This window comes from Jongsikchunia kroppenstedtii DSM 45133, from assembly GCF_000380485.1.
Lineage (GTDB): Bacteria > Actinomycetota > Actinomycetes > Mycobacteriales > Mycobacteriaceae > Jongsikchunia > Jongsikchunia kroppenstedtii.
This window is the reverse complement of the sequence record NZ_AQYG01000043.1, coordinates 92,890-118,753: the sequence shown is the minus strand read 5'-3', so window position 1 is coordinate 118,753 and position 25,864 is coordinate 92,890. Positions and strand designations below refer to the sequence as shown.

Here is a 25,864-nt window from a genome sequence, read left to right as displayed (position 1 = left end):
ACGTCTCCGTTGCTCCAGAGTCGCTCGACCCGGAACTGATGTAGAACGTTAGTCGGTGCAGAGCCCCCGGTGGGCGCTCCCCGCGCGGTGTGTCCGCGACCTGCCTAGTCCGCGGCCAGCCGCTCAATCAGCCATTCGCGGAGTTCCGGGCCATAGTCGTCCCGGTCCAGGGCGAAATCGACTGCCGCCTTGAGATATCCACCCGGATTGCCGAGATCGTGCCGGCTGCCCCGGTGCACCACGACATGCACCGGATGACCTTCGTCGATCAACAATGCAATGGCGTCGGTGAGCTGTAGTTCGCCGCCGGCGCCGGGCTCGATCCGCCGCAGCGCATCGAAGATCGCGCGGTCGAGGATGTAGCGGCCGGCCGCCGCCAGATTCGACGGCGCCTTGTCGGCGTCCGGCTTCTCGACCATCCCCTTGACCCGCAGGACATTCGGGTTGGCCGCATCGGGCAACGTCTCGACGTCGAAAACGCCGTAGGCGCTGATCTTTTCGGTCGGCACCTCGATGGCGCAGAGCACCGTGCCCCCGCGCCGCGCCCGGGTCCGGGCCATGACCTCCAGGACGCCGCCGGGGAGCACCAGGTCGTCGGGCAGCAGCACCGCGATGGCGTCCTCGTCGTCCGCCAGCTCGCTCTCGACGCAGGCAACGGCGTGCCCGAGGCCCAGTGGCTTTTCCTGGATCACCGACGCGACTTCCATAAGCGCCGGCGCCTTGCGCACCTTGGCCAGCATCGCGTCCTTGCCGCGCTTGCGCAGCGTGTTCTCCAGGACCAGGTCACTCACGAAATGCGCGACCACGCCGTCCTTGCCGGGCGAGGTGATGATCAACAGTCGTTCGGCGCCGGCGGATTTCGCCTCTTCAGCGACGAGCTCGATGCCCGGGGTGTCGACCACGGGCAGCAGTTCCTTCGGAACGGTCTTGGTGGCCGGCAGAAAGCGGGTCCCCAGACCGGCCGCGGGGACGATGGCGGTACGCGGAATCGGCGGCGTTGCCGGCACCAGCTCCTGGTCGATCGTCATCGGTTCCCTTTCACTACGCACTACACCCGTGCCCACCGGCAATTCAGCGACGTCCACGGTTCGGTCTTCCCCGATAACCTAGCCGGTATGCAGCCGCCGCATGTCGACCCGAATGCGATCCGCAGCAAACGCAACTGGCGCGCACAGCTGACCGCCGCCCGCGCGACGCTCACCGACGATGCCCGCGAGGCGGCCAACCGCAGCCTCACCGTCCACGTCGCGGCGCTTGCCGTAGCGAGCGACCCGGCCGCCACCATCGCCGCCTATGCACCGGCCGGTAACGAGCCCGGCTCGTGGCAGCTGCTGGATACCCTCGCTGCGGGCGGCGCGCAGGTACTGCTGCCGGTGGTCGCGTCCGGCGACGCGACGGCGCTGAGCTGGGCCATCTATCGCACCCGCGATGACGTCGCGGTCGGCCGCTACGGGATCTGCGAGCCCACCGGGCCGCGACTGCCCCCCGACGCCATCGCCGACGCGTCGCTGATCCTGATTCCGGCCCTGGCCACCGATCACCACGGCATACGACTGGGACGGGGCGCGGGCTACTACGACCGATCCCTGCCGATGGCGTCCGGCCTGCTGGTCACGCTGCACTACGACCACGAATTCGTCCCGGGACCGCTCCCGATGGACGCCCACGACATCCCCGTGCACGCCACGATCACCCCTGAGCTGGGCCTGCAGCGGCTCCCCCTGGGGAATTCCGCCGCCTGATCGATGGTTGTCTCTAACGGTTCGTCTAGCAGTCCAATTGGTTGAGTGCCAATTTGCCGGTAGGATGACCGCGACCCGGAGGTAACCAGTGCCCACCTACTCATATGCCTGCACAGAGTGTGACAACAAGTTCGACATCACCCAGTCGTTCAGTGATGACGCCCTGACCGTCTGCCCGCAGTGCAACGGTCGGCTGCGCAAGTTGTTCAACAGTGTCGGCATCGTTTTCAAGGGCAGCGGTTTCTACCGCACGGACAGCCGATCGAAGTCGAGCGCGAGCGAATCCGCAGCTCCGAGCGGCTCTGACAGCTCGTCGAGCTCCTCGTCCGAGTCGACCTCCAGCTCGAGCAGTTCGTCGTCGGACACCGTCAAGGCCTCCTGACCGCCTGGTTTATCCACAGTTCCGCCGGCCATCCACAGGCAGCCGCTGACGAGCCGTTGATGGCGCGGCCAGCGCCTAGTTTGGCGTCATGCGCCTGGAACCGACCCTGCTCGACCGGCTCCGCGGATCATCGCGACCGGCCTGGGCCCGCAGCCTGCTGATCCGCCGCGTCGCGGCGGCCGTGCTCGCCGCGATCGGCGTCACCTCCGCGGTCGTCGCAGGACGCGAGCCGACGCAACAACTCGTCTACGTCGCCGCACACGATCTGACACCCGGTACCACGCTCGCAGCCACCGACCTCACAACCCGACAAATCGCATCGGACTCGTTACCGGCCGGGACGGCGTCTCACATCGACGAGATATCGGGACACACCGTAACCGGACCAATTCGTGCCGGCGAGATATTAACGGCGACACGTCTCCTCAATAGCCGTCTGCCGCAATCACTTCTGCATCGGGACGACGCTCGACTGGTACCGGTCGAGCCCGCCGGATCCGCCGTCATCGGCCTGCTGAGGGTCGGCGACGTCGTCGATGTTCTATCCGAAAATCGCAGCGACACAGCCGATCTCCGCGATGATCCGCGGGCGACGGCGGTGCTGGCCCGGTCCGCGGTGGTCGCCCTGATCTCGACCGCGGCCGGTCAGAACCGGGGCGACGGCGGCCGCGTGCTCTTGCTAGCAATGCCCGAACATGACGCACATATCGTCGCGGGCACAACGCTTACTGCGCCGATAACGCTTGTCTTTCACTGAAAAGCGGTTTGAACTCGTCTACGATCATTGCACTTGGTGAATCCACTTTCACTGGGTGAATACCCCCAAGCAGAAAGGCACCCCCGAGTCATGCTCAAGGGATTCAAGGAATTCCTGATGAAGGGCAACGTCGTCGACCTGGCAGTAGCGGTCGTCATCGGCGCAGCCTTCACAGCGATCGTCAAAGCCTTCACCGACGGAATCGTCAATCCCCTTATCGCCCGCATCGGAGGCAAAGGCGAACTCGGCCTGGGCTTCCAGATCGGCGACTCCGGTAACGCGGAAACCTTCGTCAATATCGGCACGGTGGTCACCGCGGCGATCAACTTCGTGATCATCGCCGCGGTCGTCTACTTCATCATCGTGATGCCGTACGAGAAGCTGAAGAGCCTTCGCGCGGCGGAGGGCGAAGAGACCCAGACCGAGCAGGAACTCCTCGCCGAGATCCGAGATCTGTTGTCGGGCAAGGATCCGAGCGCCGCAAAGGCCCTCGATCAGGCGAAAGCCGCTGGCGTGCTGTCGGACACGGACGGCAACCTGAATCAGCCGACCGGGTCGGACGACCCACTGGCTGCGCCGCCGGTCACGCAGCATTTCTCCGCCCCCGGCGGTTTCAATACCCCCGAGCCGTTCGGCACCTCGGAGACGTACGGCGGCGCGCCGACAGCAACCGCCGAACCGCCGCGCGCTTCCGCGGAACCGTTCGGCAGCCCGTCCGAACCACTGACCGGCACCGGACCACAGCCCTTCGGCGGCCGCGGATCCGACTCACTCACCGGTACCGGACCGCAACCGTTCGGCGGCCCGTCCGAACCACTGACCGGCACCGGACCACAGCCCTTCGGTGGTTCGCCCGACCGGTTCGGCCCGCCGCCCGAGCGGTTCGACGCACCGCGCCCGAGTGGACCTCCGTCCGGCTCGTTCCCCGCCCAGCCTCCGTCGTCGCAGCCCCCGTCAGGGCCGCCGTCGGGATCGTTCCAGGCACAACCGCCGTCCGGCTCGTTCCCGGCTCAGCCGTCGAGCGGTCCGACGATCGTGCCGCCGCCCGGACCCGGCGGGCCCGGTGGACCCGGAACGCCACCCCCTCCGCCGCGGCCGAGCGAGTGGAACCCGCAGCAGCCACCGCAACCGCCGCAGGGCCCGCCGCCCGGACCCGGCAACGCCGACCCGTTCGGTACCACCCGGATGGGCAATATCGATCCGGCAGCCGGCGGCCCGCGGCCCGATCCTCGCGGCCCGGCCCGCGACCAGTACGGCCGCGAGACCGCCGAGGGCTTCGGCCCCGAGGGTCCGCAAGGTCCCCCGCAGGGCCAGCAAGGTCCGCCGCAGGGGCCGCCCCCCGGTGGGCAGCACGGACGGCACCAGCAGTAGCCGCACCAGTTCAGAGACAACGGTCCGGATCCGCACGCGCGATCCGGACCGTTGTCGTTTGCGGCAAACATCGCGATCCGGACACCGAACCAGCCGATACGTGAGTTCGCGCGGTGGTGGATGCCACACGGATTAGCAGATCGTGCGGCCGCGCACAATACAAGCGCTTACACCGATGCATATCCCCTTGGGCGCCAACGTATTTGTTTCGTATCCAAATCGATTCGAGAGTTGTTCGTTCAGTCCGACAGTTGACACCGATCACCCCCCTTCCGTTTGCCTGTTGTTCGCTTAGACCCGGCAAGGTCCCCTTCGGTCGAAGACTTGGTGGGGACGGCGACGGGCCGGGCCCACTTCACAATGCGGGAGAGGACCCCAAGAACAATGAAGGCAAGTACCAGAATGCGGACGCTCGTCGCCGCATCGTCGCTGACGATCGCAGCTGTGGGCATCGCCTCCGGAACCGCGAACGCTGCGCCGGCCCCGATCAACAGCCCGGTCACCTATCACGTCAAGCAGGTCGGCAACTCGGCCGTCATCGACGCCAACGGCGGTTCGTTCAAGGTGAACAACGGCATCATCGAGTTCCTCGACAACGCCGGCAAGGAAGCAGCCAGCTACCCGCTCGCCTACCGGGTCAAGGGCCAGCAGTTCCCCATCGACGCCCAGGTCAACGGCCGCACCGCGACCCTGACCTACTCGAAGGACCAGGCTCGCGCCGTCGCCATCCCGGACGCGCCGGTCAGCGCCGTCCAGCACTTCACCAACGGCCAGACCGCTGCGGGCCTGGCGCTGCCGGGCAAGATCAACGCCGCGGACGCGACCACCACCCGTAACCAGACCGCGTTCTCGCAGTTCGGTTCGGCGGCCACCCTGTCGTCGCTGCTCAGCGCCATCGGTGGTGCGATCCTGGCCGGCGGCCTCGGTTGCGCCCTGGGTCTCGCCGCAGGTAGCGCTCTCGCCCTCGGCACGCTCGGCGTGCTGCTTCCGGCTCCGATCGCCGGCTGCCTCGTCGGCGCCGTCGCACTCGCGCCGGTCGGCACCCTGTTCGGCCTGATCTTCATCGGCGCCCCGCTGATGATCGGTGCGGCGGTTCAGTACTTCACGACCGTCAACACCCCGCTGCCTCCGGAGAAGAAGTCGGCCAGCCCGGCTCCGAAGCCCGCTCCCAAGCCGGCCCCGAAGCCCGCGCACTGAGTCCGGCATAACTGAAACGAATCCCCTTGTGGCGCCTGGCGCCACAAGGGGATTCGTCTTTCTCGAATCGGCGGACGATCAGCCGGCGTCTATCGTCCCGGTGAACGCCATGGGGGTCGGCCCGGGCTCACAGCCGTGGAAGCTGCCCGTCGCCATCGGGCCGTTGAGGCCGACCTGCGCCGGATGCCCCGGCATGGCCCTGCGCACCGACACCTGTATCGCCTGAGCGTCTTTCAGCCCAGCCGGGAAATCACCGAGCGGCCGGACACCGCTGATCGGATAGATCAACGACGCCGTGTCCTTGTGCACGCTGATGCATGTCACCGGCCCGACCACCTGTATCCCGGTCGGCATCCCGGCCAGCAGCACCGTCGCCGCGTAGTCGCCGGTGGTGGCTCCCGCCATATTCCGTTGTCCGTTGGCCACGATGTGCAGGAAGTTCATCCCGCCCATCTGCGCGATGCCGTCGATCTTCAACCATGCCGGCTGCGGGGGCGGCGGGCTGGCTGATGCGACAGCGGTGACGCCGGTCGCTACTGCGGCGATTGAAGTTATTGCGGCAAGGGCCTTTCCGGCAGCTCGAATCATGATCGCCTCCAACTGGGTGTGATGCCGACCACAATTCAGGCTATACCCGACGTTGCGGCGTGGGAACCCCCAGCAGATCAGTGCGAAACATTAGCCACGACAACGAGATTCGGCTTGTCCGATATCAGCCAGCGAAGATGTCGATGTCACGCAAACGAATACGCAGGACACCGGTACGAGTCTCAGCTCCGCACAACAAGATTCGGACGACAGCTACCCGTGATGCGGCGGAACGTTATTCAGATGCCACTGATCAGAGGTCGTCGGGCCACGTGGATCACGCCCACTCTCGTCACGCTCGTCCCGTGTCGTCGCCGGCAGGTCATCGCCGAAGATCGCATCGATCTCGGCGCGGCTGCGCCGCCGACGGCTGCCGTCGGTGGAACCCTCGGGCGTCTCAGACACCGCCGATTTCCCGAATGATGTGCGTCGCGAGTGGCGCGAGCGTCGCCATCCCGTCGCGGACGGCGGCCCGCGACGACGCAAGGTTCACCACCAGCGTCTGGCCGCTGACGCCGGCCAGACCGCGGGACAGCCCGGCGTCGGTGGCGCCGGCCGCCAGACCGGAACTCCGCAGCGCCTCGGAGATTCCGGGCAGCGGCTGATCGAGGAGTTCGGCGGTGGCCTCGGGGGTCACATCGCGACCGCCGACGCCGACGCCGCCGATCGACACCACCAGGTCGACACCGCCGATCACGGCCGTGTTCAACGCGTTTCGGATATCGACCTCGTCGGCGGCGACGCCGACCGTGGCATCGACATGGAATCCGGCCTCGGTGAGGAGCTCCGCCACCAGCGGGCCGATGTCCCCCGCATCCGTCGGCTGCGCCGTGTGGATCACGCGATCGTCCACCACCACGACCAGGGCACGCGCCAGCCCGTCCGCAGCGCCGCTCGCCTCCCCCGCGCCGGAACTGGCCAGCTGGGCGGCCTGCTCAGCGGCGGCGGCGTCGGCCGGATCGACCTCAACGGTCTCAGGCATGCTCATATTCATCTAGCGACCTCCGGTATCCAGGGTGGCGAGGGTGACTTGCGTGGTCTTCGTCTGACCGCCCACCGAGTAGGTGACGGAGACATTGTCCCCCGGGGCGTGCGACCGTACCGCGGCGACCAGTCCGTCGGCCGAAGTGATGTCGCGGTTGTCGAACTTGGTGATCAAGGCACCCTTCGGGATTCCGCCCTTTTCGGCCGGACCGCCGGCGACGACCTCGGCCACCATTGCCCCGAGGTCGGTGTCCGACTGCGGGTCGGTCACCTGGACTCCCAGGCTCGGCTGGGTGGCCTTGCCGGTCGCCTTGAGCTCGTTGGCGATTCGCATCGCCTGGTCGATCGGGATCGCGAAGCCCAGGCCGATGCTGCCGGACTGCGAGTCGCCGCTCGACAGGCTGGCGATGGCGCTGTTGACGCCGATGAGGGCGCCGTTCGCGTTGACCAGCGCACCACCGGAGTTGCCGGGGTTGATGGCCGCATCGGTCTGGATCGCATCCATCACCGACGCCTGCTTGTCGCCCTGCTGGGTGGTCGACACCGGGCGGTTGAGCGCGGAGATGATGCCGCTGGTGACCGTGCCGGACAGCCCCAGTGGGGAGCCGACCGCGATGACTTCCTGACCGACCGAGAGATTCGACGAGGTACCCATCGTGATCGCCTGCAGGTCGGTGCGATCGACCTTGACCACCGCGATGTCGGAGATCGGGTCGGTGCCGATCACCCGGGCCTTCGCGGTCGAATTGTCGTTGAACACGACCGTGAGGTCGCTGGCCGGGGTGGTGCCCTCGGCCGTGATCACGTGATTGTTGGTGAGGATGTAGCCGTCGCTGGACAGGATGATGCCCGACCCGCTGCCCTCGGCCCGCGAGGTCTTCACGAAGATCGACGCCACCGACGGCAGCACCTTCTGCGCGACCGCGGGCACCGAGCCCGGTGCCGCCGCAGTCGGCTGGCTGTTGTCCCGCGGTCCGCTGCTCAGCGTCTGCGTGGTGCTGGTCGTGTTGGAGTTGTTGTCGTCGGCGACCTTGGCTCCGACGGCGCCGCCGACACCGCCGCCCAGCAGGACGAGCGCGACCGCGCCGGCAGCCAGGCCCGCTTTCCCGCGGCCCGTCTTCTTGCCACCGCCGCTGGGCGGCTCACCCGGCTCCCCAGTACCCGGCGGGAGATGACCGGGCGGGACGCTGCCCGGAGGCGGCGTCTGCGCGGTGGGAAAGCCGGCCGGCATCGCGCTGGTGGGCTGGCCGCTCCCGATCGGCGGAAACCCGCTGGTGCCCGGGGCCGAGCCGGCGGGTTGAGCCGGGAAGCCGCCGGTATGCGGCTGGCTGGGGTATCCCGTCGGCGGCTGTGGCGCGGAGGCCGGGTAGCCGCTCGCCGGCTGAGCCGACGGCTGGTAACCGCCCTGGGACGCCGCCTGGGCCGGGAAACCGCCTGTGCCGGACTGTCCGGTGGCGGCCGGACCCGCCTGGTAGCCGCCGGCCGAGTGCTGTCCGGGGGCAGCCGTGCCGGTCGGCCGGGTGAAGTCATTGCCGCCGCCCACTGAGGGCGCGGCACCGGCATCCGCCGGCGGATTCGATGCCGCGCCGGCGCGGTCATCGCGCGGGTTGTCGGTACCCGAGTTATCCGTCATTCCCAGCTTTCCGTTCGTCGGACACGCGAACGCGCGTCACCCTTGAGAAGAATGCTCCCAAATCCGTTGGCCGATTGTCATTGTTCTCGACGTCACCTTGCGGTTTCTCGATATCGCGTTGCGATTTCTGAATGTCGCCGGCGGGCTATCAATGTCGACTGTCGGGTTCTGGTTGGCACAGTCAGCGTGCGGTACTGCCCTGAGACCACGCTGAGATGACACTGGGGTTTCGCGGACGGCGAACCATAGAACTTCCCGGAATCGGGCGAAACGGCGTCTCGGCCCGTCGTCACGGCTGGTTGACCACTTGCGGCGCGAGCTCCTGCGGGACCGGCTGCCCCGGGATGACGATGCGCACCAACGCCCCACCGGCCGCCGCCTGATCGACCGTCACCGTGCCGCCGTGCCGCGTCATCACCTGTCGGACGATTGCCAGCCCCAGGCCGGATCCCGGCATCGAGCGAGCCGTGGCCGAACGATAGAAGCGTTCGAAGACCAGCTCCCGGTCCTCCACCGGAATGCCCGGACCGGCATCGGCCACAGTCAGTTCCGCATGTCCCGGGTCCAGCTGCGCGAGCCGTACCTGCACCGGCCAACCGGCCGGACTCCACTTCGCGGCATTGTCCAGCACATTGAGCACCGCCCGCGACAGTCCAGCCGACTCGCCATAGACGAACCAGGGCGTCAGCGACGCGGCAAATTCGATGTCGTTGCGGCGTCGGCGAACTCGCTCCAGCGACCGATCGATCACCTCGACGAGGTCGACCTCCTCGTGCACGACCTCGGGGGCGTCCTCGCGGGCGAGATCAACGAGATCGCCGACGAGCGTGGACAATTCCTCGATCTGCGCCATGACGTCGGTGCGCAGCTCGACCATGTCGGACGCGGCGATCGGCGGCGCCCCCGGCGCGCTCGAGGCCATCAGGAGTTCGAGGTTGGTCCGCAGCGAGGTCAGCGGCGTGCGCAGCTCGTGGCCGGCGTCGGCAACCAATCGGCTCTGTCGGTCGCGGGACTCGGCGAGCGCCCGCAGCATCGTATTGAAACTCTCGGTGAGCCGGGCCAATTCGTCGTTGCCGACCACCGGAATCGGACGCAGGTCATCCGTTCTGGCGACCCGCTGGGCCGCTTGATTCAGTCTGGCCACCGGACGCAGGCCGGCGCGCGCGACCGTGGTGCCGGCGACGGCGGCCAGGATCACCCCGCAGCCGCCGACCACCAGCAGCACCCAGGCCAGTTTGGTGAGCACGTCCTCGGTGGGATGCAGGCTCTGGCTGATCACGAGCGTCGATCCGTCGGGCAGCCGGCGGGCCAGGACGCGCTGCCCGCTGACCGTCCGCAATGACGATTTCTGTTGCCCGTCAATGACTTTGCGCTCGACATCGCCGACCGGAACGTCGCCGGACTGGAAGCCGTGCACACCGGGCCACAGCAGCGCCACCGACACCTCACGCGAGAATGCCGCCCCGAAGGCGATATTCGCCGGGTTGTCGTCGAGCACGCCGGTCGCCGCGAGGCTGGTCATCCCGTCCGCGCGGTTGTTCAGGCCCGAGTCGACGTCGGCGTACATCGCCCGGTCGACCACGGCATAGGCCGCCAGGGCCATCACGGCCACCGCGATACCGACCACGGTGGCCGCCAGCAGGGTGACTCGCAGCCGCAACGACACCGTGCGGGTGAGCGGTATGGGATCGCGCATGGTGCGCGCGAGCGCGGGATCGTGCTCGGGCGGGTGTTCGGCCGCCGGGGCCGACGGCGTGAAAGCCGCAACGGACGGCGCACCGGCACGACCGCGCCGGCGCCGATCAGGGAGAAAACGCATGGCTACCCTGAAATCCTCGTTGACGGGAAATCCTCATTGACGGGACGTCTCCATTTACGGCGGGGTCTCCCGCAGCACATAGCCGACGCCGCGGACGGTGTGAATCAACCGCGATTCGCCGTCGGTCTCGGTCTTGCGTCGCAGGTAGCCGACGTAGACCTCGAGCGCATTGCCCGACGTCGGGAAGTCGTAGCCCCAGACCTCTTCGAGGATCCGGCTGCGGGTGAGCACCCGACGCGGGTTGGCCATCAGCATCTCCAGCAGCGCGAACTCGGTGCGGGTCAGGCTGATCGACCGGGTTCCGCGGGTGACCTCGCGAGTCGCCGGATCCATCGACAGATCCTCGAAGACCATCACCTCCGAATCGCCGGAGGTGTCAGCGGTGGCGCGGCGCATCAGGGCCCGCAGCCTGGCCAGGAGCTCTTCGAGCGCAAACGGTTTCGGCAGATAGTCGTCGGCCCCCGCATCGAGCCCCGCGACCCGCTCGGACACGCTGTCGCGCGCGGTCAGCACCAGGATCGGCAGATCGTCGCCGATGCTGCGCAATCGCCGGCACACCTCGAGGCCGTCCAGCCGCGGCATCATCACGTCCAGCACCACCGCGTCCGGCCGGTCCGCGGCGATCTTCTCCAAGGCCTCGACGCCGTCGCCGGCCGTCTCGATCGTGTAGCCGTTGAACGCCAACGACCGCCGCAACGACTCGCGCACAGCACGATCGTCGTCCACCACCAGAATGCGCATGAGGTCAAGTCTTACCGGCGGAGGTGAGAATTCGCTAAAAGAACGCTGACATAGCCCCCACGTGTCCGTCGGCACCTGCCGCGATCAGTGCCGCCGCGGCGCAGTCGGCAGGCGCCATTTGAATCGCAGACTCGCCAGCCGCAGGGCCGTCGCCAGCAGTGCGCCGCAGGTCAGCGCCACCCACTGCGCAACCTCGGCCGCACCGAGCACGCCGACCGTCAACGCGCCGAGCATCGCGGGGACCGCGTACAGGTCGCTCTGCTGCAGCAGCAGCGGAACCTCGCCGGACAGCACGTCGCGGATCACGCCGCCGCCGATCGCCGTCGTGATGCCGATCAGGGTGGCGCCGAACCAGCCCACGTGATGGTCGAGCGCGGTGGCGGCACCCGAGGCGGCGAACACGCCCATACCGACCGCGTCCAGCGTCAGGACCGGCCGATGCAGCCGGGCGTACATCGGGTGCAGCAGAACCGCGGACGCGGCGGCCACGGAGGCGATGGTGATGTTCGGCCAATGCACGATCGACGTCGGCGGCACGATCCCGAGCAGCAGGTCGCGCAGGATGCCGCCGCCGACACCGGTGAACACGCCGACCGTCAGGATTCCCCAGAGATCGAAGTTCTTCCGCACCCCGACCATCGCGCCGGAGACCGCGAAGATCGCGATCCCGGCGTAGTTGAGGACGTCGAGCAGCATGGCGGTGACCTCCTAGTCGCAAGGAGTGGGTGCGGGCCGGGTCCGGACACAGCAAAACCGGCCACCCCCGATCGGGAGCGGCCGGTCAGATGCTTGCGCTGAGGTTAGCGGCGATCCAGGTCGACGAGGCCCAGCTTGACGGCCTTGACCAGGCGACGCGGGATGCGCTGCGTCACGCCACCGATCTTGACCTCCTGCAATGCGGCGTTGTCCGCCTTCCACTGCGAACGACGGGCGTGGGTGTTGGCCCGCGACATCCGGCGCTTCGGAACAGCCATGATCTTCCTCCAGGTAAAAGTCTGTATTCAGCGCCGGCCAGAAGGCCTGGGCGCAACCCGCGATACTTTACCGGCTGACCCGCTGTAGTGCCAAAACGAGGGTCCGGTGACCTGGGTCATCCCCGTTTGCGTCGGTGGGCGCTCGGGTGATCGAATCCAGCCTCGTGTCAGGTGTGCTGCAGGGATTCACGGTGATCTTCATCGTGGTCGGCGTCGGCTATCTGCTGGGCCGCAGCGGCGTCGCCGGCCCCGAAGCGCAGGCCGTGCTGTCGCGGGTGGTGTTCTTCGTCCTGACCCCGGCGCTGCTGCTGTACAGCCTCGCGACCACGGATATCTCGCAGGTGTGGACGTCCAGCCTGGCGATCGGAGCGGCGAGCGCCAGCACGATCGCCGTCGTCTACGTCATCGTGGCCCGGCTGTGGCTGCGCCGCGCGGTACCCGAGGCCGTCGTCGGCGCACTGTCGGCGAGCTATGTCAACAGTGTCAACCTGGCGGTGCCGATCGCCGTCTTCGTGCTGCACGACGCGTCGTTCATCGCGCCGCTGCTGATGTATCAGGTGATGCTGCTGCAGCCGATCTGCCTGACCGCGCTGGACCTGACCGCCCGGCCGCACGCCGAACGAATGTCGCTGCTGCAGAGCATCATCACGCCGTTCCGCAACCCGATCGTCATGGCCGGCATCGCCGGGTTGGTGATCTCGCTCGTCGGCTGGCATCCGCCGAAGGCGATCCTCGAACCGATCAACATGCTCGGCAACGCCTCCGTGCCGGGCGCGCTGCTCGCGTTCGGCATCTCGCTCACCGCGCTCTCTGTCGACACGGCGGGCGACGGCACCGACTGGCGCGACCTGGCCCTGGTCACGGTGCTCAAGATGATCGTGCAGCCGGTGCTGGTGTTCGTGGTCGCCAAGTATCTGCTCGACCAGTCCGGCCACCGGCTGTTCGCCGAGGTCGTGCTGGCGGCCCTGCCCACGGCGCAGAACGCCCTGATCATCGCGACGCGCTACCAACGCGGCATGGTCCTGGCCCGCAACGCCGGGCTGGTGACGACCCTGCTGTCGATACCCGCGATCGCCCTGGTCGCCGGCCTCCTCGGCTGATCGCCGACCGGACACTCATGCACGTCGAGTGGACCGTCACGCACGCCGAGTGGACGTTGGTGCGCATCGACCGGACATCGATATCCAGTCGATGAACATGATCGGCCGGTCGACGGCCGTGGGTGTCCGGTCGGCGAACCTGGATGTCCGCTCGGCGGATTTGTCAGCGGCGGTTGCGCAGGTAGTCGCCGACCACCGCGGCGCCGAGGCCGTCCGGATCCGGCGCCACCACCCGGCCGCCGATCCGCCGCGCCACCCGATCGACGAAGTCGACCAGCCGCGGTTCGTCGCCGAGACGGAAGAACGTGATCTGCGCGCCCATCCGGCTGACGTTGTCGAGTTCCCGGATGGTGAGCCCGATGGTCTGCGGCAGCGGCGGGTACGAGAAGAACGGATAGCCGCCGCTCTCCAGGTGCGCGGTCGGTTCGCCGTCCGTCACGATCAACACCACCGGCTGCGCGCCGGGATGCTTGCGAAAGTGTCGCTGCGCCAACAACAACGCGTGATGCAGGTTGGTGCCCTGGTCGTCGTAGTTGTGTTCGAGCGCGACCAGCTCGCCGACGTCGATGGTCCGGGCCTGCCGGCCGAAGGCGATCAAGGCCAGCTCGTCGCCGCGAAACCTGGTGCTGATCAAGTGATTCAGCGCGATCGCCGTCCGCTTCATCGGCGTCCAGCGGCCCTCGAACACCATTGACAGCGACGCGTCGACCAGTAGTGCCACCGCGGCCTGCGTACGTTCCTGGGTCTCGGCGACCTCGACGTCACCGACATCGATGCGCACGCCGCTGCTCGGGTCGAGCGTGCCCTCGCCGGCCTCACGCAGCACCGCATTGCCGATCGTGCGGGTGACATCCCACGGATCGGTGTCGCCGAACTCCCACTCCCGGCTGGACCCCGTCGCCTCGCCGAGCGCGCCGCTGCGCGAGGTGTCGCGGGCACCGGGCCGGCCCGAAAGCTGTTTCGCCACATCACGAAAGATCGACTCGCCGAGTTGGCGCATCGCCTTCGGCGACAGCCGCAGCGCACCGTCGTCGGCGCGCTTGAAGAAGCCGTGATCGGTCAGCGCCTTCTCCAGCTCGGCCAGCGTCCGGGCATCGACGGCCGCCTCGTCGCCCAGCTGCCGGGCCAGCGCATCCAGGTCGATGTCGGACAGGTCGGCGCCCGCATACTGCTGCGACAGCTGCTCGGCCAGTTCCTCGAGTTCGGCGATGTCGTTCAGAGCCTGGGTCGCCTGGCCCAGGCCCATCGGCTCGTCGCCGGAGAACTGTTGCGCGTCATCCCAGTTCAGCCCGGGCCGGGCCGCCCGCAGCTGCGCATCCATCTGCCCCAGCTGCGACTGCAGTTCCGGCGACCCGAAGGCCTGCTGCATCATCTGGTCGAGCTCGGCCCGCTGCTCCGGGGTGAGCGAGTTGTACATTGCCTGTGCCGCGGCGGCGCGCTTGGCCAGCGCGTCGATGAGTTCCTCGGTGTTACGCGGATTCTCCGGGAAGTGCTGGCCGTGCTTGGCCATGAACTGATCGAACCGCGCGGTGGTGTCTTCGCCCCGATTATGTGCGGCGAGAAGTTCATTGAGATCCTTGAGCATCGCGGTGATCGCCTGCTTGTCCTCGTCGGTTGCGCCTTCGAGGGCCTGCTTCATGCCGGCAAACCGCTGATCGAGCGCCTCCCGTCCGAGAAGATCCTTGATCTGCTCGTACTTCTCCCGGGCCTCCGGACTGCGCCAGTCGTAGTCGGACAGTTCGTTGATCGCCTGCGCGGGCGACGCCGGCAGATTCTCGATCTGCATCTCGGCGAAGCGGGCATCGTCATCGAGATCCCGGGCGAGCTGCTTGCGCTCGGCCATCACGGCCTCGTCGAGCAGCTCCTTGATCTCCGCGAACGTGCCGTCGAGATTATTGCGCGCCAACATCTCCCGACGCTTGCGCATCACCTGCTCACGCAGTTCGTCCAGGCCCCGCATCCCCTCGGACCCGCGGCGCAGATGTTCGCGCAGCGCCCACTGGGCCGAGCCGCCGTCCATCACCTCGCGGCCGATCGCATCCAACGCGGCGCTCAGATCGACTGGCGGTGCCAGCGGATCCGGCCCGCCCCGGTAGCGCCCGTAGCGCGACCGATGGAAGTGTGTTCGATGAAAATCTTTGGGCGCCATGCTCTTTCGCCTCCAACCGAGCCGGTCGTCGATCAGCCGTAGACCGTCTGCCCGGCCTCGTCGGCTTCCTTGCTGATCTTTCGGGCCAGGAACAGGCCCTCCAGCGCCAGCTCCAGCGCCGCGGCCCGCTCACCCGCGGACTCCGCTTCCAGCCGGCCGGCGATCTCGTCGACCACCCCGGCCGCCTGCGGCGGAATGGATTTCACCAGATCCTCGGCGCGCACCCGATCACCGGTCACGATGCCTTCGCCGCCCTCGAGAGCCGTCACCAGCGAGGTCAGGTCGGCGCCGCCGAGATGGGCACGCACCGCGTCGGCGGTCGCCTTGCGCAGCAGATGCTCCAGGATCTCCAGCTCGCGGCCTTCCTCACCGGATTCGAATTCGACCTTGCCGCGCAGTACCTCGATTACCGACTGCAGGTCGACCACCCGCGCCACCGCGAGTTCCTCGCCGAGCACCGTCGCCCGGTGCAGCGCCGCGGCCGCAACGGTTTCCGCGCCGGCGATGGCGAACCGCGCCGACACGCCCGAACGCTGGTCGATCGACGGATGATCACGCGTGTAGCGGGTGAATCGCGCCAGGATCTCGATCAGATGCGCCGGCACCGACGCAGTCAGATCGGCCTCCTGCTCGATGACCTCGATCTCGTCGTCCAGCTCCAGGGGGTAGTGGGTGCGCACCTCGGCACCGAATCGGTCCTTGAGCGGGGTGATGATGCGACCGCGGTTGGTGTAGTCCTCCGGGTTCGCCGATGCCATCAGCATGACGTCCAGCGGCAGACGCAGCGTGTAGCCGCGCACCTGGATGTCGCGCTCCTCCATCACGTTGAGCATGCCGACCTGGATTCGTTCGGCCAGATCGGGCAGCTCGTTGATGACGACGATCCCGCGGTGACCGCGCGGGATGAGGCCGAAGTGGATGGTCTCCGGGTCGCCCAGGCTGCGGCCCTCGGCCACCTTCATCGGATCGACGTCGCCGACCAGGTCGCCCACGGAGGTGTCCGGCGTCGCCAGCTTCTCGCTGTAGCGCTCGTCGCGGTGTCGCCACTCGATCGGCAGGTCGTCGCCGAGTTCGGCCGCCAGGCGCTTGGCCGCCGGCGTGATCGGCTCGTACGGGTGCTCATTGAGCTCGGTTCCGGCGATCACCGGGGTCCACTCATCGAGCAGCCCGACCATCGTGCGCAGCAGTCGCGTCTTGCCCTGGCCGCGCTCGCCGAGCATCACCAGGTCGTGGCCGGCGATCAAGGCACGCTCTACCTGCGGCAACACCGTGTCCTCGAAGCCGACGATGCCGGGCCACGGGTCATCACCGTCGCGCAGCTTGGTCAGCAGGTTGTTGCGGATCTCGTCACGGACGTCGCGTTGCACATGGCCGCTGGCACGGAGCTGCGCGACGGTCTTTTCGGTGGGCATCTGACTCACTCGTACAACGCTACGCCGGAGGGACCATCCGGTCCGGGCGGTTCGCCCGTGGCGATCACCCTTGACCGGACGCTCATGTTCAGCGAGTGGACACTCATACGCGCCGAGTGGACGCTGGCGGGCGTCGAGTGGACAGCCTGTCCGCTAGATGAACATGAGCGTCCGGTCGGCGTACCTGAGCGTCCGGTCGGCGTACCTGAGCGTCCGGTCGGCGTACCTGAGCGTCCGGTCAGGGGTTGGGGTCGCGGCCGATGAAGCCCATCAGCCGCGCCACCGGGTCGGCGTCGACCGGGACCGGAACCGCCGGGCCGTACTGGCCCGACCCGCGCAGCATCTCCTCCATCGGCTCCATTCCCGCGCGCACCTGCCCGGCGAATTCCGGATCCAGACCGTGCTCGACACCGGCCGCCCGCGCCAGATCCCAGGTGTGCATGAAGACATCCGTTGAATAGAACTGGTCGACCGCGGCGGCCAGCGGCAGCGTGCCGACCATCGGATGCGTGAACTCGGTCGCCGCGCCGGGGCCGTCGAGCAGGCCCTGCACCTCGTCCGACCGCTCCCGCCAGGCCGCCGCGCGGTCATCGGTCGATACAGGCGCCAGCTTCACGCCGCCGGCCCCGAGGAATTCGGGGAACCAGGTCAGCAGATGGTCGACGACGTCGGCCGCCCGCCACTCGGCGACCGGGCTCTGGGACGACCAATCCGGCACGGCCGCAGCGACTTCACCGAAGCGGGACGCGACCACCCGATGCCGGTCGGCCGGCCCGAGATCGCCGATCGCGATCACGCGGCCGCGCCGTCGGCGAGCAGCTCGTCCAGCTTCGCGTAGCCCTGCTGCACACCGGATTCCATGCCGGACGCCAGCCACGCATCACGGTCTTCGATGCTGTCGCACAGCGATTGGGCGACGAGCCGGACGTACCCGTCGCCGAGGTCGGTGAAGGTCACCTTCTCCAGGGCGACCTGGCCCGGCGCGCCGTCGTAGCTGAAGGTCTGCACCAGGAGATCATCGGCAACCGTATGGAAGCACCCGCGGAACCCGAAGTCGACGCCATCACGGCGGGCGATGTACCGCCAGGAGCCGCCGTCGCGGGCATCCCAGTAGACGATTTCGTTCTCCATCCCGTCCGGCCCGACCCAGCGGGCGAACAGTTCCGGATCGGTGTGCGCTTTGTGCAGCTGCCCGACGGTCGCCTTGAAGTCGCGGGTGATGCGAATGATCGGCAGCGCCGGATCGGCCTCGATGGCGGCCTCGGCGTAGCGGTCGGCTGCGGTGGTCATGATGCTTTCCCCTTCCGGGAGTTGGGTTTCGGTGATTCTTCGTTCATCTCGGCGAGCACGGCATCGAGACGCTGATACCGCGCCTCGGCCTGCCGCCGATATCGTTCGATCCATTTGGTCATGAGGTCGAAGACTCCTGCCTCCAAATGCACCGGCCGCCGCTGCGCCTCGCGCGATCGGGTGACCAGACCGGCATCCTCGAGCACCTTGAGGTGCTTGGACACCGCCTGCAGGCTGACGTCGTACGGCTCGGCCAATTCGTTCACGGTCGCGTCGGCCACGGTGAGCCGCGCGATCATGTCGCGTCGAGTGGGGTCCGCCAGAGCGGCGAACACCTTCGACAGTTCGTCGGCCAATTCGCCTCCTTCATCAACTAATTGGTTGAATACCAGAGTGCACCCGACGACGAACATTGTCAACCCATTGGTTGAATTACTTTCAGATGTCGTCGAACGAGCCGCCGCGGCCCTTGCCGCCGGCGAATCGCGCCGCGCCTTCGATGCCGTCGGATGACAGCGAGGTCATACCGATCGCGAACTCGCGCAACAGGGCATCCGGCTCCGCCATCCCCCACTGCGTTCGGGCCGACCGCCGATCGCCGCGCATGCAGGTCTGCGGCATCCGTGCGATCTGCTGCGCCAGCTCGATCGCGGCCGCACGCGCGGTCCCGGCCGGTACGACCCGGTTGACCAGGCCGAAGGACAGCGCCTCGGCGGCGTCCACCGAGCGACCGGTGAGGATGAGATCCATTGCGCGCGAATGCCCGATCAGCCGCGGCAGCCGGACCGTGCCGCCGTCGATGAGCGGCACGCCCCAGCGCCGGCAATAGACGCCGAGCGTCGCATCGTCGTCGGCGACCCGCAGATCGCACCAGATCGCGAGCTCCAGGCCGCCGGCGACCGCGTTGCCGTTGATCGCCGCGATCACCGGCTTGTCGAGATCCAACCGGGTCGGCCCCATCGGACCGTCGCCCTCGAGCGTCAGCGAGTTGCCGCGGTCGGTGCCCACGGCTTTCAGATTGGCTCCGGCGCAGAACGACGGCCCGTCGCTGGCGAGCACGCCCACCTTGGCGTCCGATTCCTCGAACTCCCGGAAGGCCGTGACCAGCTCGGCGGCCATCGGACCATCGACGGCGTTGTGGCGCTCCGGCCGACACATCACGATGACGGCGACATCGCCGTCACGCTCAACTCGAATGTCTTCCATAGCCGCATCCTGCCCCAGTTGCCGGGATTCCGCTGTGCCGATGGCAGGCGGAAGGAGGTCGATGACAGCGAAGCCTTATCGGCCGACTGACAACGCTGCCATCGGTGCAGCGGGCCCGGCAACTCAGTGCGCGAAGTGCCTTGCGCCCGTGAAGTACATCGTGATCCCGGCGGCGTTGGCCGCCTCGATCGCCAGCTCGTCGCGGATCGATCCGCCCGGCTGCACCACCGCGCGCACGCCGGCATCGATCAGGATCTGCAGACCGTCCGGGAACGGGAAGAAGGCGTCCGACGCGCCGACGCTCCCCGCCGCCCGATCCCCCGCCCGCTTCACGGCCAGGAAGGCCGAGTCGACACGATTCACCTGTCCCATGCCCACGCCCACCGATGCGCCGTCGGCAGCCAGCAGGATGGCGTTCGACTTCACCGAACGGCAGGCCCGCCAGGCGAATTCAAGATCGGCTAGCGTCTTCTCGTCGGCCGCGGGTCCGGCCGCCAGCGTCCAGTTGGCCGCGGAGTCGCCATCGGCGTCCAGCACGTCGCGCTGCTGCAGCAGCGCCCCGCCGGAGATCGGCCGCAGCTCGGCGCCCGACCGCTCGGGGGCCTCGGCACGCAGGACGCGCAGATTCTTCTTGGCCGCCAACACTTCCAGCGCATCATCCGCGTAGGACGGAGCGATCAGCACCTCGGTGAAGATCGGCGCGATCTGCTCCGCCAGCGCCTTGGTGACCTCGCGATTGACGGCGATCACGCCGCCGTACGCGGAGACCGGATCGCACTCGTGCGCCTTGTGATGCGCCTCGACGACGTCGGCACCGACCGCCACCCCACAGGGGTTGGCGTGCTTGATGATCGCCGCGGCGGGCGCATCGAAGTCGTGCGCGGCCCGCCAGGCGGCGTCACCGTCGGTGTAGTTGTTGTAGCTCATCGCCTTGCCCTGCAGCTGCTCGGCGGTGGCCAGACCCGGTCCGCCCGAGGCGTTGCGGTACAGCGCCGCCTGCTGATGCGGATTCTCGCCGTAGCGGAGCACGTCGGCGCGATGCCACGAGCCGCCGACCCAGCCGGGGAATACCGAACCCTCCTCGGTATCCGGCGCGACGGTCGCACCCAGCCACGAGGCGACCGCGATGTCATAGTCGGCAGTGTGACGGAATGCCTTGAGCGCCAAAGCCCGACGCTGCTGCAGCGTGAATCCGCCGCCGACGACCGCGGCGCGCACCTCGTCGTAGTCCGCCGGATCGACGACGACGCCGACCGACGGATGATTCTTCGCCGCGGCGCGCACCATCGACGGTCCACCGATGTCGATCTGCTCGATGCACTCGTCCGGCGTCGCACCCGAGGCGACGGTCGCACTGAACGGGTAGAGGTTCACCACCACCAGCTCGAAGGCCGCCACCCCCAGCTCCTCGAGCTGTGCGAGGTGGGCATCCAGCCGGGTGTCGGCCAGGATGCCCGCGTGGACGCGCGGGTGCAGCGTCTTGACGCGACCGTCGAGCACCTCGGGGAACCCGGTCAGCTCGGCGACCTCGGTGACCGGGACACCAGCCGCGGCAATGGTTTTGGCGGTCGATCCGGTCGATACCAGCTCAACACCGGCGGCGTGCAGCGCGCCGGCGAGTTCGGCCAGGCCGGTCTTGTCGTAGACGCTGACGAGCGCCCGCCGCACGGGCCGCTGTCCGGAATCGGTGGAGGTGCTCACAGCAAGCGCGCCTTTCGTCCTTGGATATCAATGCTTTTGGTGGCGAAATCGGTGACGACCCGGACCAGCAGGTCGCGTTCGACGGCCTTGATCCGCTCGTGCAGCGTCTGCTCGTCGTCGTCGGGCCGAATGATCACCGGCTCCTGCGCCAGGATCGGCCCGGTGTCGACGCCGTCATCGACCAGATGGATCGTCGAGCCGGTGACCCGGACGCCATGCGCCAGGGCGTCCGCGACCGCGCGCGCCCCGGGGAACGACGGCAGCAGCGCCGGGTGCGCGTTGATGATCCGGTTGCGGTAACGACCGATGAACTCGCCGTCGAGGATCTTCATGAAGCCGGCGGCGACGATGAAGTCGGGCTGATGCCGGGACACCTCGTCGAGCAGCGCCTTGCCCCAGGCCGCACGGTCCGGGTAGTCACGCAGCGAAACGACCGCGGAGGCGATTCCGCGGTCGTCGGCGAGCTTCTGGGCTCGGCATTCACGATCGGTGACGACGGCCGCGATACGGGCCGGAAAGTCCGGGCGATCGGCAGCCTCGAGCAAGGAGGCCAGCAGCGAACCGGTACCGGACGCCATCACCACGATCTGACGGGATGGCGTATTCACGCCGATGAGCCTAACAACCCCCAGTTCAATCCCGACTACCTGTTCAATCCCAACTGTCGATCTTCGGGTCATGCGGCGACGGCGCGCCCGTGCCGGTCTCGACCAGCTGCTTGAGACTCAGGATGTACACCGCCCACTTGGTGCTGCAGTGGTGCATGAACTCGACCGGCTCGCGCCAGCCGGCATGCGTGAACACCAGCTTCGTGAAGTCGTCTTCCTGGCGCAGATCCCAGCGGATCTCCGTGCCGACCCATTCCTCGGGACCGTCGATGACCGTCCAGCGCACCGATCGGCCCGGAACCTGATCGACGACCTTCATGGCGAATGCGCCGTTGGGGAAGCGGAAGTCGATCGTTCCGCCGGCCTCGGCCGATCCGCTGGTCTGCTCGGTCCACCAACCGGCCAGTCCGTCGATCGTGGCAAGCGCCCGATACACGTCCTCCGGTGCGGCCCGCACTCCCACTAGATGCCTGATGTCGTGCATGTCTTCCCACTTCCCTCGTGTCACTTCTTCGACTGTTGTTTCTCGATGGCCTCGGCGATGCGCTTGATGCGCCGCAGCCGGGCGTCCCACGCGTTGCCGACGTCGTTGAGCTGCGCGACGGCCCGCGCCAGCTGGCCCGGGTCCACCTCGTAGCGGCGTTCGCGGCCCGCCGGCGCCGAATGCACCAGACCCGCGCGGTCGAGGACGCCCAGATGTTTGCTGACCGCCTGCCGGGTCACCGGCAACTGCGCGCACAGGCTGGTCGCGGTGCCCGGACCACCGGCGAGCAACAGGTCGACGACGCGTCGGCGGGTCGGCTCACCGATCGCGGACCACAAGTCGTCGTCGACGGCCCCCGGAAGCGTCATCGGCCGACCTTCGCGGCGTAGGCGGCCAGGTCGGGCAGATGCAGGTTCCAGCCGTCCTCGTGGCCGCGGTACTGGCTGGCCAGCATGTCGTCGTCCCAACCCTTGTCGCGGAAACCGGACTCGGTCAGGCGCAGCACGCTCCCCTCGCCGTCGGCCTCGATACGCATGGTGACCAGCAGCGACGTCCCGCGCCCGGCGACGCAGTCGTCATAGATCCAGCGAAAGGCGAAGAGGTTCGGCGGCTGTTCCTCCACGACGACCAGGCCCTCGATGTGCTCGTCGGCATCGCCGCGGGCCCAGGCCACCTCGCCGACGCCGTCGGCGTCGATCGACGCCTCATCCGACCACCAGGTGGCGATGTGCTCGGGCGTGCTGACCACGCGGTAGACGACCTCCGGCGACGCGGCGATCCGGATCTCGCGCTCGATCTTGCTGTACTGCAGTTCGGTGGTTTCCATGTCTTGTCCTTTCGCAACCATTGGTTGCATATGACGCTAGCGCGCATGGCGGGCATACGCAACCATTAGTTGCAGATCGGGGTTACGGCAGGCGGAGATCGTCTAGTTCTTGTTGCGGAGAATCAGATCGATATCCGCATCGTCGATATCCTCGTCGATGTCGAAATCGATTGGCGCCGAGCCGGTCTGCCGCTCCGCCGACTCCCGCGGAGCCTCGTCGGCGCGATCGAACGGCTCGGTGACGACCTCCTCGTCGACCTCGACCGCGCTGTCTGGCTCGGTCGCCTGGGCCGACCCGGTCAGATAGGCCGGCCCGGTCGAATCGGCCGGATCCTCGCCGGCGAATTCCGGCTCCACCTCGTCCTCGAACGCCGGTTCCGGAGACTGTGCGGCGTCTTCGATCTCGTCGACCGCCGGGCGCGGCAGCGACGTCTCGTCCTCCCAGCTGGGCGCCCCGCGCGGCCGCACGCCGTCCCGACCGAGAACGACGGTGGCGAGAGTGCCGCCCGCGCCCAGCCAGCAGAACATGAACACGCCGGCGGCCGGGATGTTCACACCGGCCGTGCCCAGGACGCCGAGCTCACCGCCCGCCAAGACGGCCGCGAGCACCATCAAGGTCGCGGCGGCGCCGGCGGCGATCAGCACCGCGCGCACCCGGGCACCCAGCGACCAGCCGTCGGCCTCCCGACCCAGCCACACCGCCGCGACGAGGGCTACGACGAACAGCAGCGGCGCATACACGGCCGAGCCCGCCGGCAGCACCGACAGAATCGGCAGCGGCGGCACCTGACCAGCGTGCGGGTTGAACAGATCCGCGGTCACCGGCCCCACATGCGCGTTGGCGCCGACCAGCACTCCGGCCGTGCCGATCACGATGTTCGGCAGATACAGCAGGGACAGGACCAGGAGACCGAGATAACCGAGGGCCGAGTTGCCGGTCCCGAACATCTCGCGGGCAGTGCTGAACCGCAGCACCAGACGAATCACGACGACGATCGCCGCGCCGCCCAGGACGATGCCGAATGCCAACGCACCGCTGCGCATTGCCCGAATCGCGTCGGGCGCGATATGCAGTCGCCGGACCAGTAGGCCGAACCACCGCGGTGCCAGCGCGAACGCGATGCCGATGCCGTGCACGGCGACGGTCCAGCCGAATGACAGCAGCGCATTCGGGCTCTGAACCGGGTCGGTGGACGCCGCATCCATCAGCACGGCCAGCGACACCGCGGTGATGAGCAGCGGGCCTCCGAGAGCGGAGATCAGCAGCGGCAGCAGGTCCTGGTTCGCGCGCTCGGCGCTGTGACGGCGGACGGTCCGCGCGGTGCCGGCGGCCAGCAGCAGAGTGGGCGCCAGCGGCAGGATGCCGATGGTGACTTCGGTGATCGAGACGGGCACCTGGTGACTGGCGAGCCACATTCCACTCACCACCGATGCCAGCGACCCGAGCCCCTCGTGCGCGGCGAGCAGCACCACCGCGCCGAACACGGCGAGGATCACCAGCGCCGTCACCGGCACCCCGAAGGCCACGGTCATCAGGGACCGGGCCGTCGTCGCCTCCTGATGCGCCCGCGCTCCCCGGGCATTACGCAATGCCCGTAGTCGCGACGCGCTGGAACCGTTCCGTGGTGATGACATCACTTTCGAGCGTGGCATCGATGCAGCGACCCCCGGCGCAGGCGCGCCGGGCCGACGCGTATTGGTGACGTACGCACCATTCGCAAGGTGTCGGCCTCGGCGCACAGGGTCGCAGCCGGGGGTCGCTGGATTGAGATGCGGATCTACTTCTGGGGCTGGTTACTGGCCTTCCGGCTTCTCCAGCTTGTCCGCAGCGTCGTCGGCCGCGGCCGGCGCCGAGTGCTGGCCGAGGCCGCCGATAGCGGTCGTCGCCTCGTCACCGGTGGCCGCGGCCGCGGTGCCGGCAGTGCTGATGATCGACGTACCGGCTTCCGCATCGTCGGCGACCGGCGACGCCGACTGGCTGTACGGCGTGGCCGACGACTGCGCAGACTGCGGAGCCGGAGTCGGGGTCGCGGTGGTCGGAGCCGACGACTGCCCGTAGCCGACCGCCGTGGTCTGGCCATATCCGGCACCGGCGGCCTGGCCGTAGGTCTGCGCCTGCTGGCCGTACTGCTGGCCGCCCGCCTGCTGCTGCGCCGCGGCCTGCTGTGCCGCCGCCTGCTGGGCCGCGAGCTGTTGGGCGTAGACATCGGGACCCTGCGGAGCCGCCGGACCGGTCTTGATCACGCCGGCCTCGACGAGCAGCCAAGCGACTGCGAGCGCGGCCTGGACGAATCCGAAGACCACCAGCAGGATGGCGCCGATGCCGGCGTCCGGATGCGTATCGCCGCTGTCGCCGCCGAAGCTGCCGGTCAAGATCGTCAGATAGACGTTGTCGGTCACCAGGATGAACAACGCCACCACCGCGCCGACGATCGACAGGGCCGCGACCGCGCCGGTCGGCTTCGTCTGCTTGGGAAGCAGAGAGGCAGCCGCGATCAAGCCGGCGGCGGCGAGGATGACGAGCGGCGCCACATAGCCGACCTGATAGAGGTTGTTGCCGTTGATGTCGTGGCCCTTGGTGTCATACGCGGGCGCGAACCCGATGAACAGGTTGACCAGGCCGAGGACGCCGAGGCCGTAGACCAGGTACTGCCAGAGATTCACCGGCAGGCCCTGGCGTGCCGGCTGCGGGTAACCGCCGTACTGGCCATAGCCGTACTGCTGCTGGCCCGCGTACTGCTGACCCTGCTGCGGTGGGTATTGCTGCTGTGGCTGCTGCCCGTAGGCCGGCTGCTGGTGCTCGCCGTAGCCGGAACCGCCTGGTTGGTAAGTCATTCGAACTCCCCTGCTCGACGTCTGATCATGCCGCGCCCGAATCTCGGGCCGGCCGCATCCGACTG

28 protein-coding genes are annotated in these 25,864 nt (G+C 68.1%); 6 read left to right on the top strand and 22 right to left on the bottom strand.

Features of this window, described 5'->3' with window-relative positions:
* Positions 1 to 104 precede the first annotated feature (104 nt).
* A complete protein-coding gene (locus tag G341_RS0107435) occupies positions 105 to 1,028 on the bottom strand; it encodes a UTP--glucose-1-phosphate uridylyltransferase (RefSeq protein WP_018178491.1) in 924 nt (307 codons plus the stop codon).
* Between the two features lie 87 nt (positions 1,029 to 1,115).
* Between G341_RS0107435 and G341_RS21390 the strand changes: the two genes are divergently transcribed.
* The 5 genes from G341_RS21390 (at position 1,116) to G341_RS0107410 (ending at position 5,449) form a co-directional block, all read left to right on the top strand.
* Positions 1,116 to 1,742 carry a 5-formyltetrahydrofolate cyclo-ligase gene (locus G341_RS21390; protein WP_018178490.1) on the top strand — a complete coding sequence of 209 codons (627 nt, stop codon included), beginning with the start codon at positions 1,116 to 1,118 and terminating at the stop codon, positions 1,740 to 1,742.
* 88 nt (positions 1,743 to 1,830) lie between these two features.
* Positions 1,831 to 2,124 (top strand): FmdB family zinc ribbon protein, encoded by a 294-nt coding sequence (locus tag G341_RS23455; protein ID WP_081622462.1) that lies wholly within the window; start codon positions 1,831 to 1,833, stop codon positions 2,122 to 2,124.
* 88 nt (positions 2,125 to 2,212) lie between these two features.
* Positions 2,213 to 2,881: an SAF domain-containing protein gene (locus G341_RS0107420; protein WP_018178488.1), complete on the top strand. Its 669-nt coding sequence runs from the start codon at positions 2,213 to 2,215 to the stop codon at positions 2,879 to 2,881.
* Positions 2,882 to 2,971: 90 nt separating this feature from the next.
* Positions 2,972 to 4,252: a large-conductance mechanosensitive channel protein MscL gene (gene mscL, locus G341_RS22995; RefSeq protein WP_018178487.1), complete on the top strand. Its 1,281-nt coding sequence runs from the start codon at positions 2,972 to 2,974 to the stop codon at positions 4,250 to 4,252.
* A 384-nt stretch (positions 4,253 to 4,636) separates the two neighbouring features.
* Positions 4,637 to 5,449, top strand: a complete 813-nt coding sequence (locus G341_RS0107410) for a DUF8020 domain-containing protein (RefSeq protein ID WP_155826836.1) — start codon at positions 4,637 to 4,639, stop codon at positions 5,447 to 5,449.
* A gap of 78 nt (positions 5,450 to 5,527) precedes the next feature.
* Here G341_RS0107410 and G341_RS0107405 read toward each other — a convergent pair whose 3' ends face one another.
* The 8 genes from G341_RS0107405 to rpmF form a co-directional block, all read right to left on the bottom strand.
* Positions 5,528 to 6,037: a hypothetical protein gene (locus tag G341_RS0107405; RefSeq protein WP_043450932.1), complete on the bottom strand. Its 510-nt coding sequence runs from the start codon at positions 6,035 to 6,037 to the stop codon at positions 5,528 to 5,530.
* Positions 6,038 to 6,250: 213 nt separating this feature from the next.
* Positions 6,251 to 6,442 (bottom strand): hypothetical protein, encoded by a 192-nt coding sequence (locus tag G341_RS0107400; RefSeq protein WP_018178484.1) that lies wholly within the window; start codon positions 6,440 to 6,442, stop codon positions 6,251 to 6,253.
* Positions 6,435 to 7,025 (bottom strand): MogA/MoaB family molybdenum cofactor biosynthesis protein, encoded by a 591-nt coding sequence (locus G341_RS0107395; protein WP_155826835.1) that lies wholly within the window; start codon positions 7,023 to 7,025, stop codon positions 6,435 to 6,437. Before G341_RS0107395 ends, G341_RS0107400 begins: the two co-directional genes overlap by 8 nt.
* Positions 7,026 to 7,031: 6 nt before the next feature.
* Positions 7,032 to 8,654: a S1C family serine protease gene (locus G341_RS21380; protein WP_018178482.1), complete on the bottom strand. Its 1,623-nt coding sequence runs from the start codon at positions 8,652 to 8,654 to the stop codon at positions 7,032 to 7,034.
* A 289-nt stretch (positions 8,655 to 8,943) separates the two neighbouring features.
* Entirely contained in the window at positions 8,944 to 10,473 is a 1,530-nt protein-coding gene (locus G341_RS0107385; protein ID WP_018178481.1) for a sensor histidine kinase, read from the bottom strand.
* Between the two features lie 54 nt (positions 10,474 to 10,527).
* Entirely contained in the window at positions 10,528 to 11,214 is a 687-nt protein-coding gene (locus G341_RS0107380) for a response regulator transcription factor (protein ID WP_018178480.1), read from the bottom strand.
* A gap of 84 nt (positions 11,215 to 11,298) precedes the next feature.
* Positions 11,299 to 11,910 carry a trimeric intracellular cation channel family protein gene (locus tag G341_RS0107375; RefSeq protein WP_018178479.1) on the bottom strand — a complete coding sequence of 204 codons (612 nt, stop codon included), beginning with the start codon at positions 11,908 to 11,910 and terminating at the stop codon, positions 11,299 to 11,301.
* A gap of 104 nt (positions 11,911 to 12,014) precedes the next feature.
* The gene (rpmF, locus tag G341_RS0107370) at positions 12,015 to 12,188 is read right to left on the bottom strand and encodes a 50S ribosomal protein L32 (RefSeq protein ID WP_026303373.1); all 174 of its coding nucleotides are present in this window, start codon (positions 12,186 to 12,188) and stop codon (positions 12,015 to 12,017) included.
* Between the two features lie 164 nt (positions 12,189 to 12,352).
* On the opposite strand from rpmF, the gene G341_RS0107365 reads away from it, so the two are divergent.
* A complete protein-coding gene (locus G341_RS0107365; RefSeq protein WP_026303372.1) occupies positions 12,353 to 13,288 on the top strand; it encodes an AEC family transporter in 936 nt (311 codons plus the stop codon).
* A gap of 163 nt (positions 13,289 to 13,451) precedes the next feature.
* Here G341_RS0107365 and G341_RS0107360 read toward each other — a convergent pair whose 3' ends face one another.
* From G341_RS0107360 to G341_RS0107300, 13 genes are all read right to left on the bottom strand, one after another.
* Positions 13,452 to 15,437, bottom strand: coding sequence for a vWA domain-containing protein (locus tag G341_RS0107360; RefSeq protein WP_018178476.1), 1,986 nt, complete (start codon positions 15,435 to 15,437; stop codon positions 13,452 to 13,454).
* Positions 15,438 to 15,469: 32 nt separating this feature from the next.
* Entirely contained in the window at positions 15,470 to 16,849 is a 1,380-nt protein-coding gene (locus G341_RS0107355; RefSeq protein WP_051092695.1) for a magnesium chelatase ATPase subunit I, read from the bottom strand.
* 238 nt (positions 16,850 to 17,087) lie between these two features.
* On the bottom strand, positions 17,088 to 17,645 hold the full coding sequence (locus tag G341_RS0107350) for a maleylpyruvate isomerase family mycothiol-dependent enzyme (RefSeq protein WP_018178474.1): 558 nt from the start codon (positions 17,643 to 17,645) through the stop codon (positions 17,088 to 17,090).
* On the bottom strand, positions 17,642 to 18,139 hold the full coding sequence (locus G341_RS0107345) for an SRPBCC domain-containing protein (RefSeq protein WP_018178473.1): 498 nt from the start codon (positions 18,137 to 18,139) through the stop codon (positions 17,642 to 17,644). Before G341_RS0107345 ends, G341_RS0107350 begins: the two co-directional genes overlap by 4 nt.
* Positions 18,136 to 18,495, bottom strand: coding sequence for an ArsR/SmtB family transcription factor (locus G341_RS0107340; protein ID WP_026303371.1), 360 nt, complete (start codon positions 18,493 to 18,495; stop codon positions 18,136 to 18,138). The genes G341_RS0107345 and G341_RS0107340 overlap by 4 nt, the downstream gene beginning before the upstream one ends.
* 82 nt (positions 18,496 to 18,577) lie before the next feature.
* Positions 18,578 to 19,345, bottom strand: a complete 768-nt coding sequence (locus tag G341_RS0107335; RefSeq protein WP_026303370.1) for a crotonase/enoyl-CoA hydratase family protein — start codon at positions 19,343 to 19,345, stop codon at positions 18,578 to 18,580.
* A gap of 123 nt (positions 19,346 to 19,468) precedes the next feature.
* A complete protein-coding gene (gene purH / locus G341_RS0107330; RefSeq protein ID WP_018178469.1) occupies positions 19,469 to 21,046 on the bottom strand; it encodes a bifunctional phosphoribosylaminoimidazolecarboxamide formyltransferase/IMP cyclohydrolase in 1,578 nt (525 codons plus the stop codon).
* Positions 21,043 to 21,654, bottom strand: coding sequence for a phosphoribosylglycinamide formyltransferase (purN, locus tag G341_RS0107325; protein WP_018178468.1), 612 nt, complete (start codon positions 21,652 to 21,654; stop codon positions 21,043 to 21,045). Before purN ends, purH begins: the two co-directional genes overlap by 4 nt.
* Positions 21,655 to 21,697: 43 nt before the next feature.
* Positions 21,698 to 22,162, bottom strand: a complete 465-nt coding sequence (locus G341_RS0107320) for an SRPBCC family protein (protein ID WP_245556932.1) — start codon at positions 22,160 to 22,162, stop codon at positions 21,698 to 21,700.
* The gene (locus tag G341_RS0107315) at positions 22,159 to 22,506 is read right to left on the bottom strand and encodes an ArsR/SmtB family transcription factor (protein WP_018178466.1); all 348 of its coding nucleotides are present in this window, start codon (positions 22,504 to 22,506) and stop codon (positions 22,159 to 22,161) included. Before G341_RS0107315 ends, G341_RS0107320 begins: the two co-directional genes overlap by 4 nt.
* Complete coding sequence (locus tag G341_RS0107310) at positions 22,503 to 22,964, bottom strand: SRPBCC domain-containing protein (RefSeq protein ID WP_018178465.1); 462 nt, start codon at positions 22,962 to 22,964, stop codon at positions 22,503 to 22,505. The genes G341_RS0107315 and G341_RS0107310 overlap by 4 nt, the downstream gene beginning before the upstream one ends.
* Positions 22,965 to 23,066: 102 nt before the next feature.
* On the bottom strand, positions 23,067 to 24,599 hold the full coding sequence (locus G341_RS21370) for a cell division protein PerM (protein ID WP_155826834.1): 1,533 nt from the start codon (positions 24,597 to 24,599) through the stop codon (positions 23,067 to 23,069).
* A 159-nt stretch (positions 24,600 to 24,758) separates the two neighbouring features.
* The gene (locus tag G341_RS0107300; RefSeq protein ID WP_018178463.1) at positions 24,759 to 25,799 is read right to left on the bottom strand and encodes a DUF5336 domain-containing protein; all 1,041 of its coding nucleotides are present in this window, start codon (positions 25,797 to 25,799) and stop codon (positions 24,759 to 24,761) included.
* Positions 25,800 to 25,864 lie beyond the last annotated feature (65 nt).

Excerpts from the sequence above, each read along its gene's own strand:
- G341_RS0107435 (WP_018178491.1), bottom strand. The coding sequence starts at position 1,028 with ATGACGATCGACCAGGAGCTGGTGCCGGCAACGCCGCCGATTCCGCGT.
- G341_RS0107300 (WP_018178463.1), bottom strand. The coding sequence starts at position 25,799 with ATGACTTACCAACCAGGCGGTTCCGGCTACGGCGAGCACCAGCAGCCG.
- G341_RS0107360 (WP_018178476.1), bottom strand. The coding sequence starts at position 15,437 with ATGGCGCCCAAAGATTTTCATCGAACACACTTCCATCGGTCGCGCTAC.
- G341_RS0107315 (WP_018178466.1), bottom strand. The coding sequence starts at position 22,506 with ATGACGCTTCCGGGGGCCGTCGACGACGACTTGTGGTCCGCGATCGGT.
- G341_RS0107310 (WP_018178465.1), bottom strand. The coding sequence starts at position 22,964 with ATGGAAACCACCGAACTGCAGTACAGCAAGATCGAGCGCGAGATCCGG.
- G341_RS0107395 (WP_155826835.1), bottom strand. The coding sequence starts at position 7,025 with ATGAGCATGCCTGAGACCGTTGAGGTCGATCCGGCCGACGCCGCCGCC.
- G341_RS21370 (WP_155826834.1), bottom strand. The coding sequence starts at position 24,599 with ATGTCATCACCACGGAACGGTTCCAGCGCGTCGCGACTACGGGCATTG.
- G341_RS21380 (WP_018178482.1), bottom strand. The coding sequence starts at position 8,654 with ATGACGGATAACTCGGGTACCGACAACCCGCGCGATGACCGCGCCGGC.
- G341_RS21390 (WP_018178490.1), top strand. The coding sequence starts at position 1,116 with ATGCAGCCGCCGCATGTCGACCCGAATGCGATCCGCAGCAAACGCAAC.
- G341_RS0107380 (WP_018178480.1), bottom strand. The coding sequence starts at position 11,214 with ATGCGCATTCTGGTGGTGGACGACGATCGTGCTGTGCGCGAGTCGTTG.
- G341_RS0107355 (WP_051092695.1), bottom strand. The coding sequence starts at position 16,849 with ATGCCCACCGAAAAGACCGTCGCGCAGCTCCGTGCCAGCGGCCATGTG.
- G341_RS0107335 (WP_026303370.1), bottom strand. The coding sequence starts at position 19,345 with ATGGAAGACATTCGAGTTGAGCGTGACGGCGATGTCGCCGTCATCGTG.
- G341_RS0107345 (WP_018178473.1), bottom strand. The coding sequence starts at position 18,139 with ATGACCACCGCAGCCGACCGCTACGCCGAGGCCGCCATCGAGGCCGAT.
- G341_RS0107405 (WP_043450932.1), bottom strand. The coding sequence starts at position 6,037 with ATGATTCGAGCTGCCGGAAAGGCCCTTGCCGCAATAACTTCAATCGCC.
- G341_RS0107385 (WP_018178481.1), bottom strand. The coding sequence starts at position 10,473 with ATGCGTTTTCTCCCTGATCGGCGCCGGCGCGGTCGTGCCGGTGCGCCG.
- G341_RS0107375 (WP_018178479.1), bottom strand. The coding sequence starts at position 11,910 with ATGCTGCTCGACGTCCTCAACTACGCCGGGATCGCGATCTTCGCGGTC.
- rpmF (WP_026303373.1), bottom strand. The coding sequence starts at position 12,188 with ATGGCTGTTCCGAAGCGCCGGATGTCGCGGGCCAACACCCACGCCCGT.
- G341_RS0107420 (WP_018178488.1), top strand. The coding sequence starts at position 2,213 with ATGCGCCTGGAACCGACCCTGCTCGACCGGCTCCGCGGATCATCGCGA.
- G341_RS0107410 (WP_155826836.1), top strand. The coding sequence starts at position 4,637 with ATGAAGGCAAGTACCAGAATGCGGACGCTCGTCGCCGCATCGTCGCTG.
- mscL (WP_018178487.1), top strand. The coding sequence starts at position 2,972 with ATGCTCAAGGGATTCAAGGAATTCCTGATGAAGGGCAACGTCGTCGAC.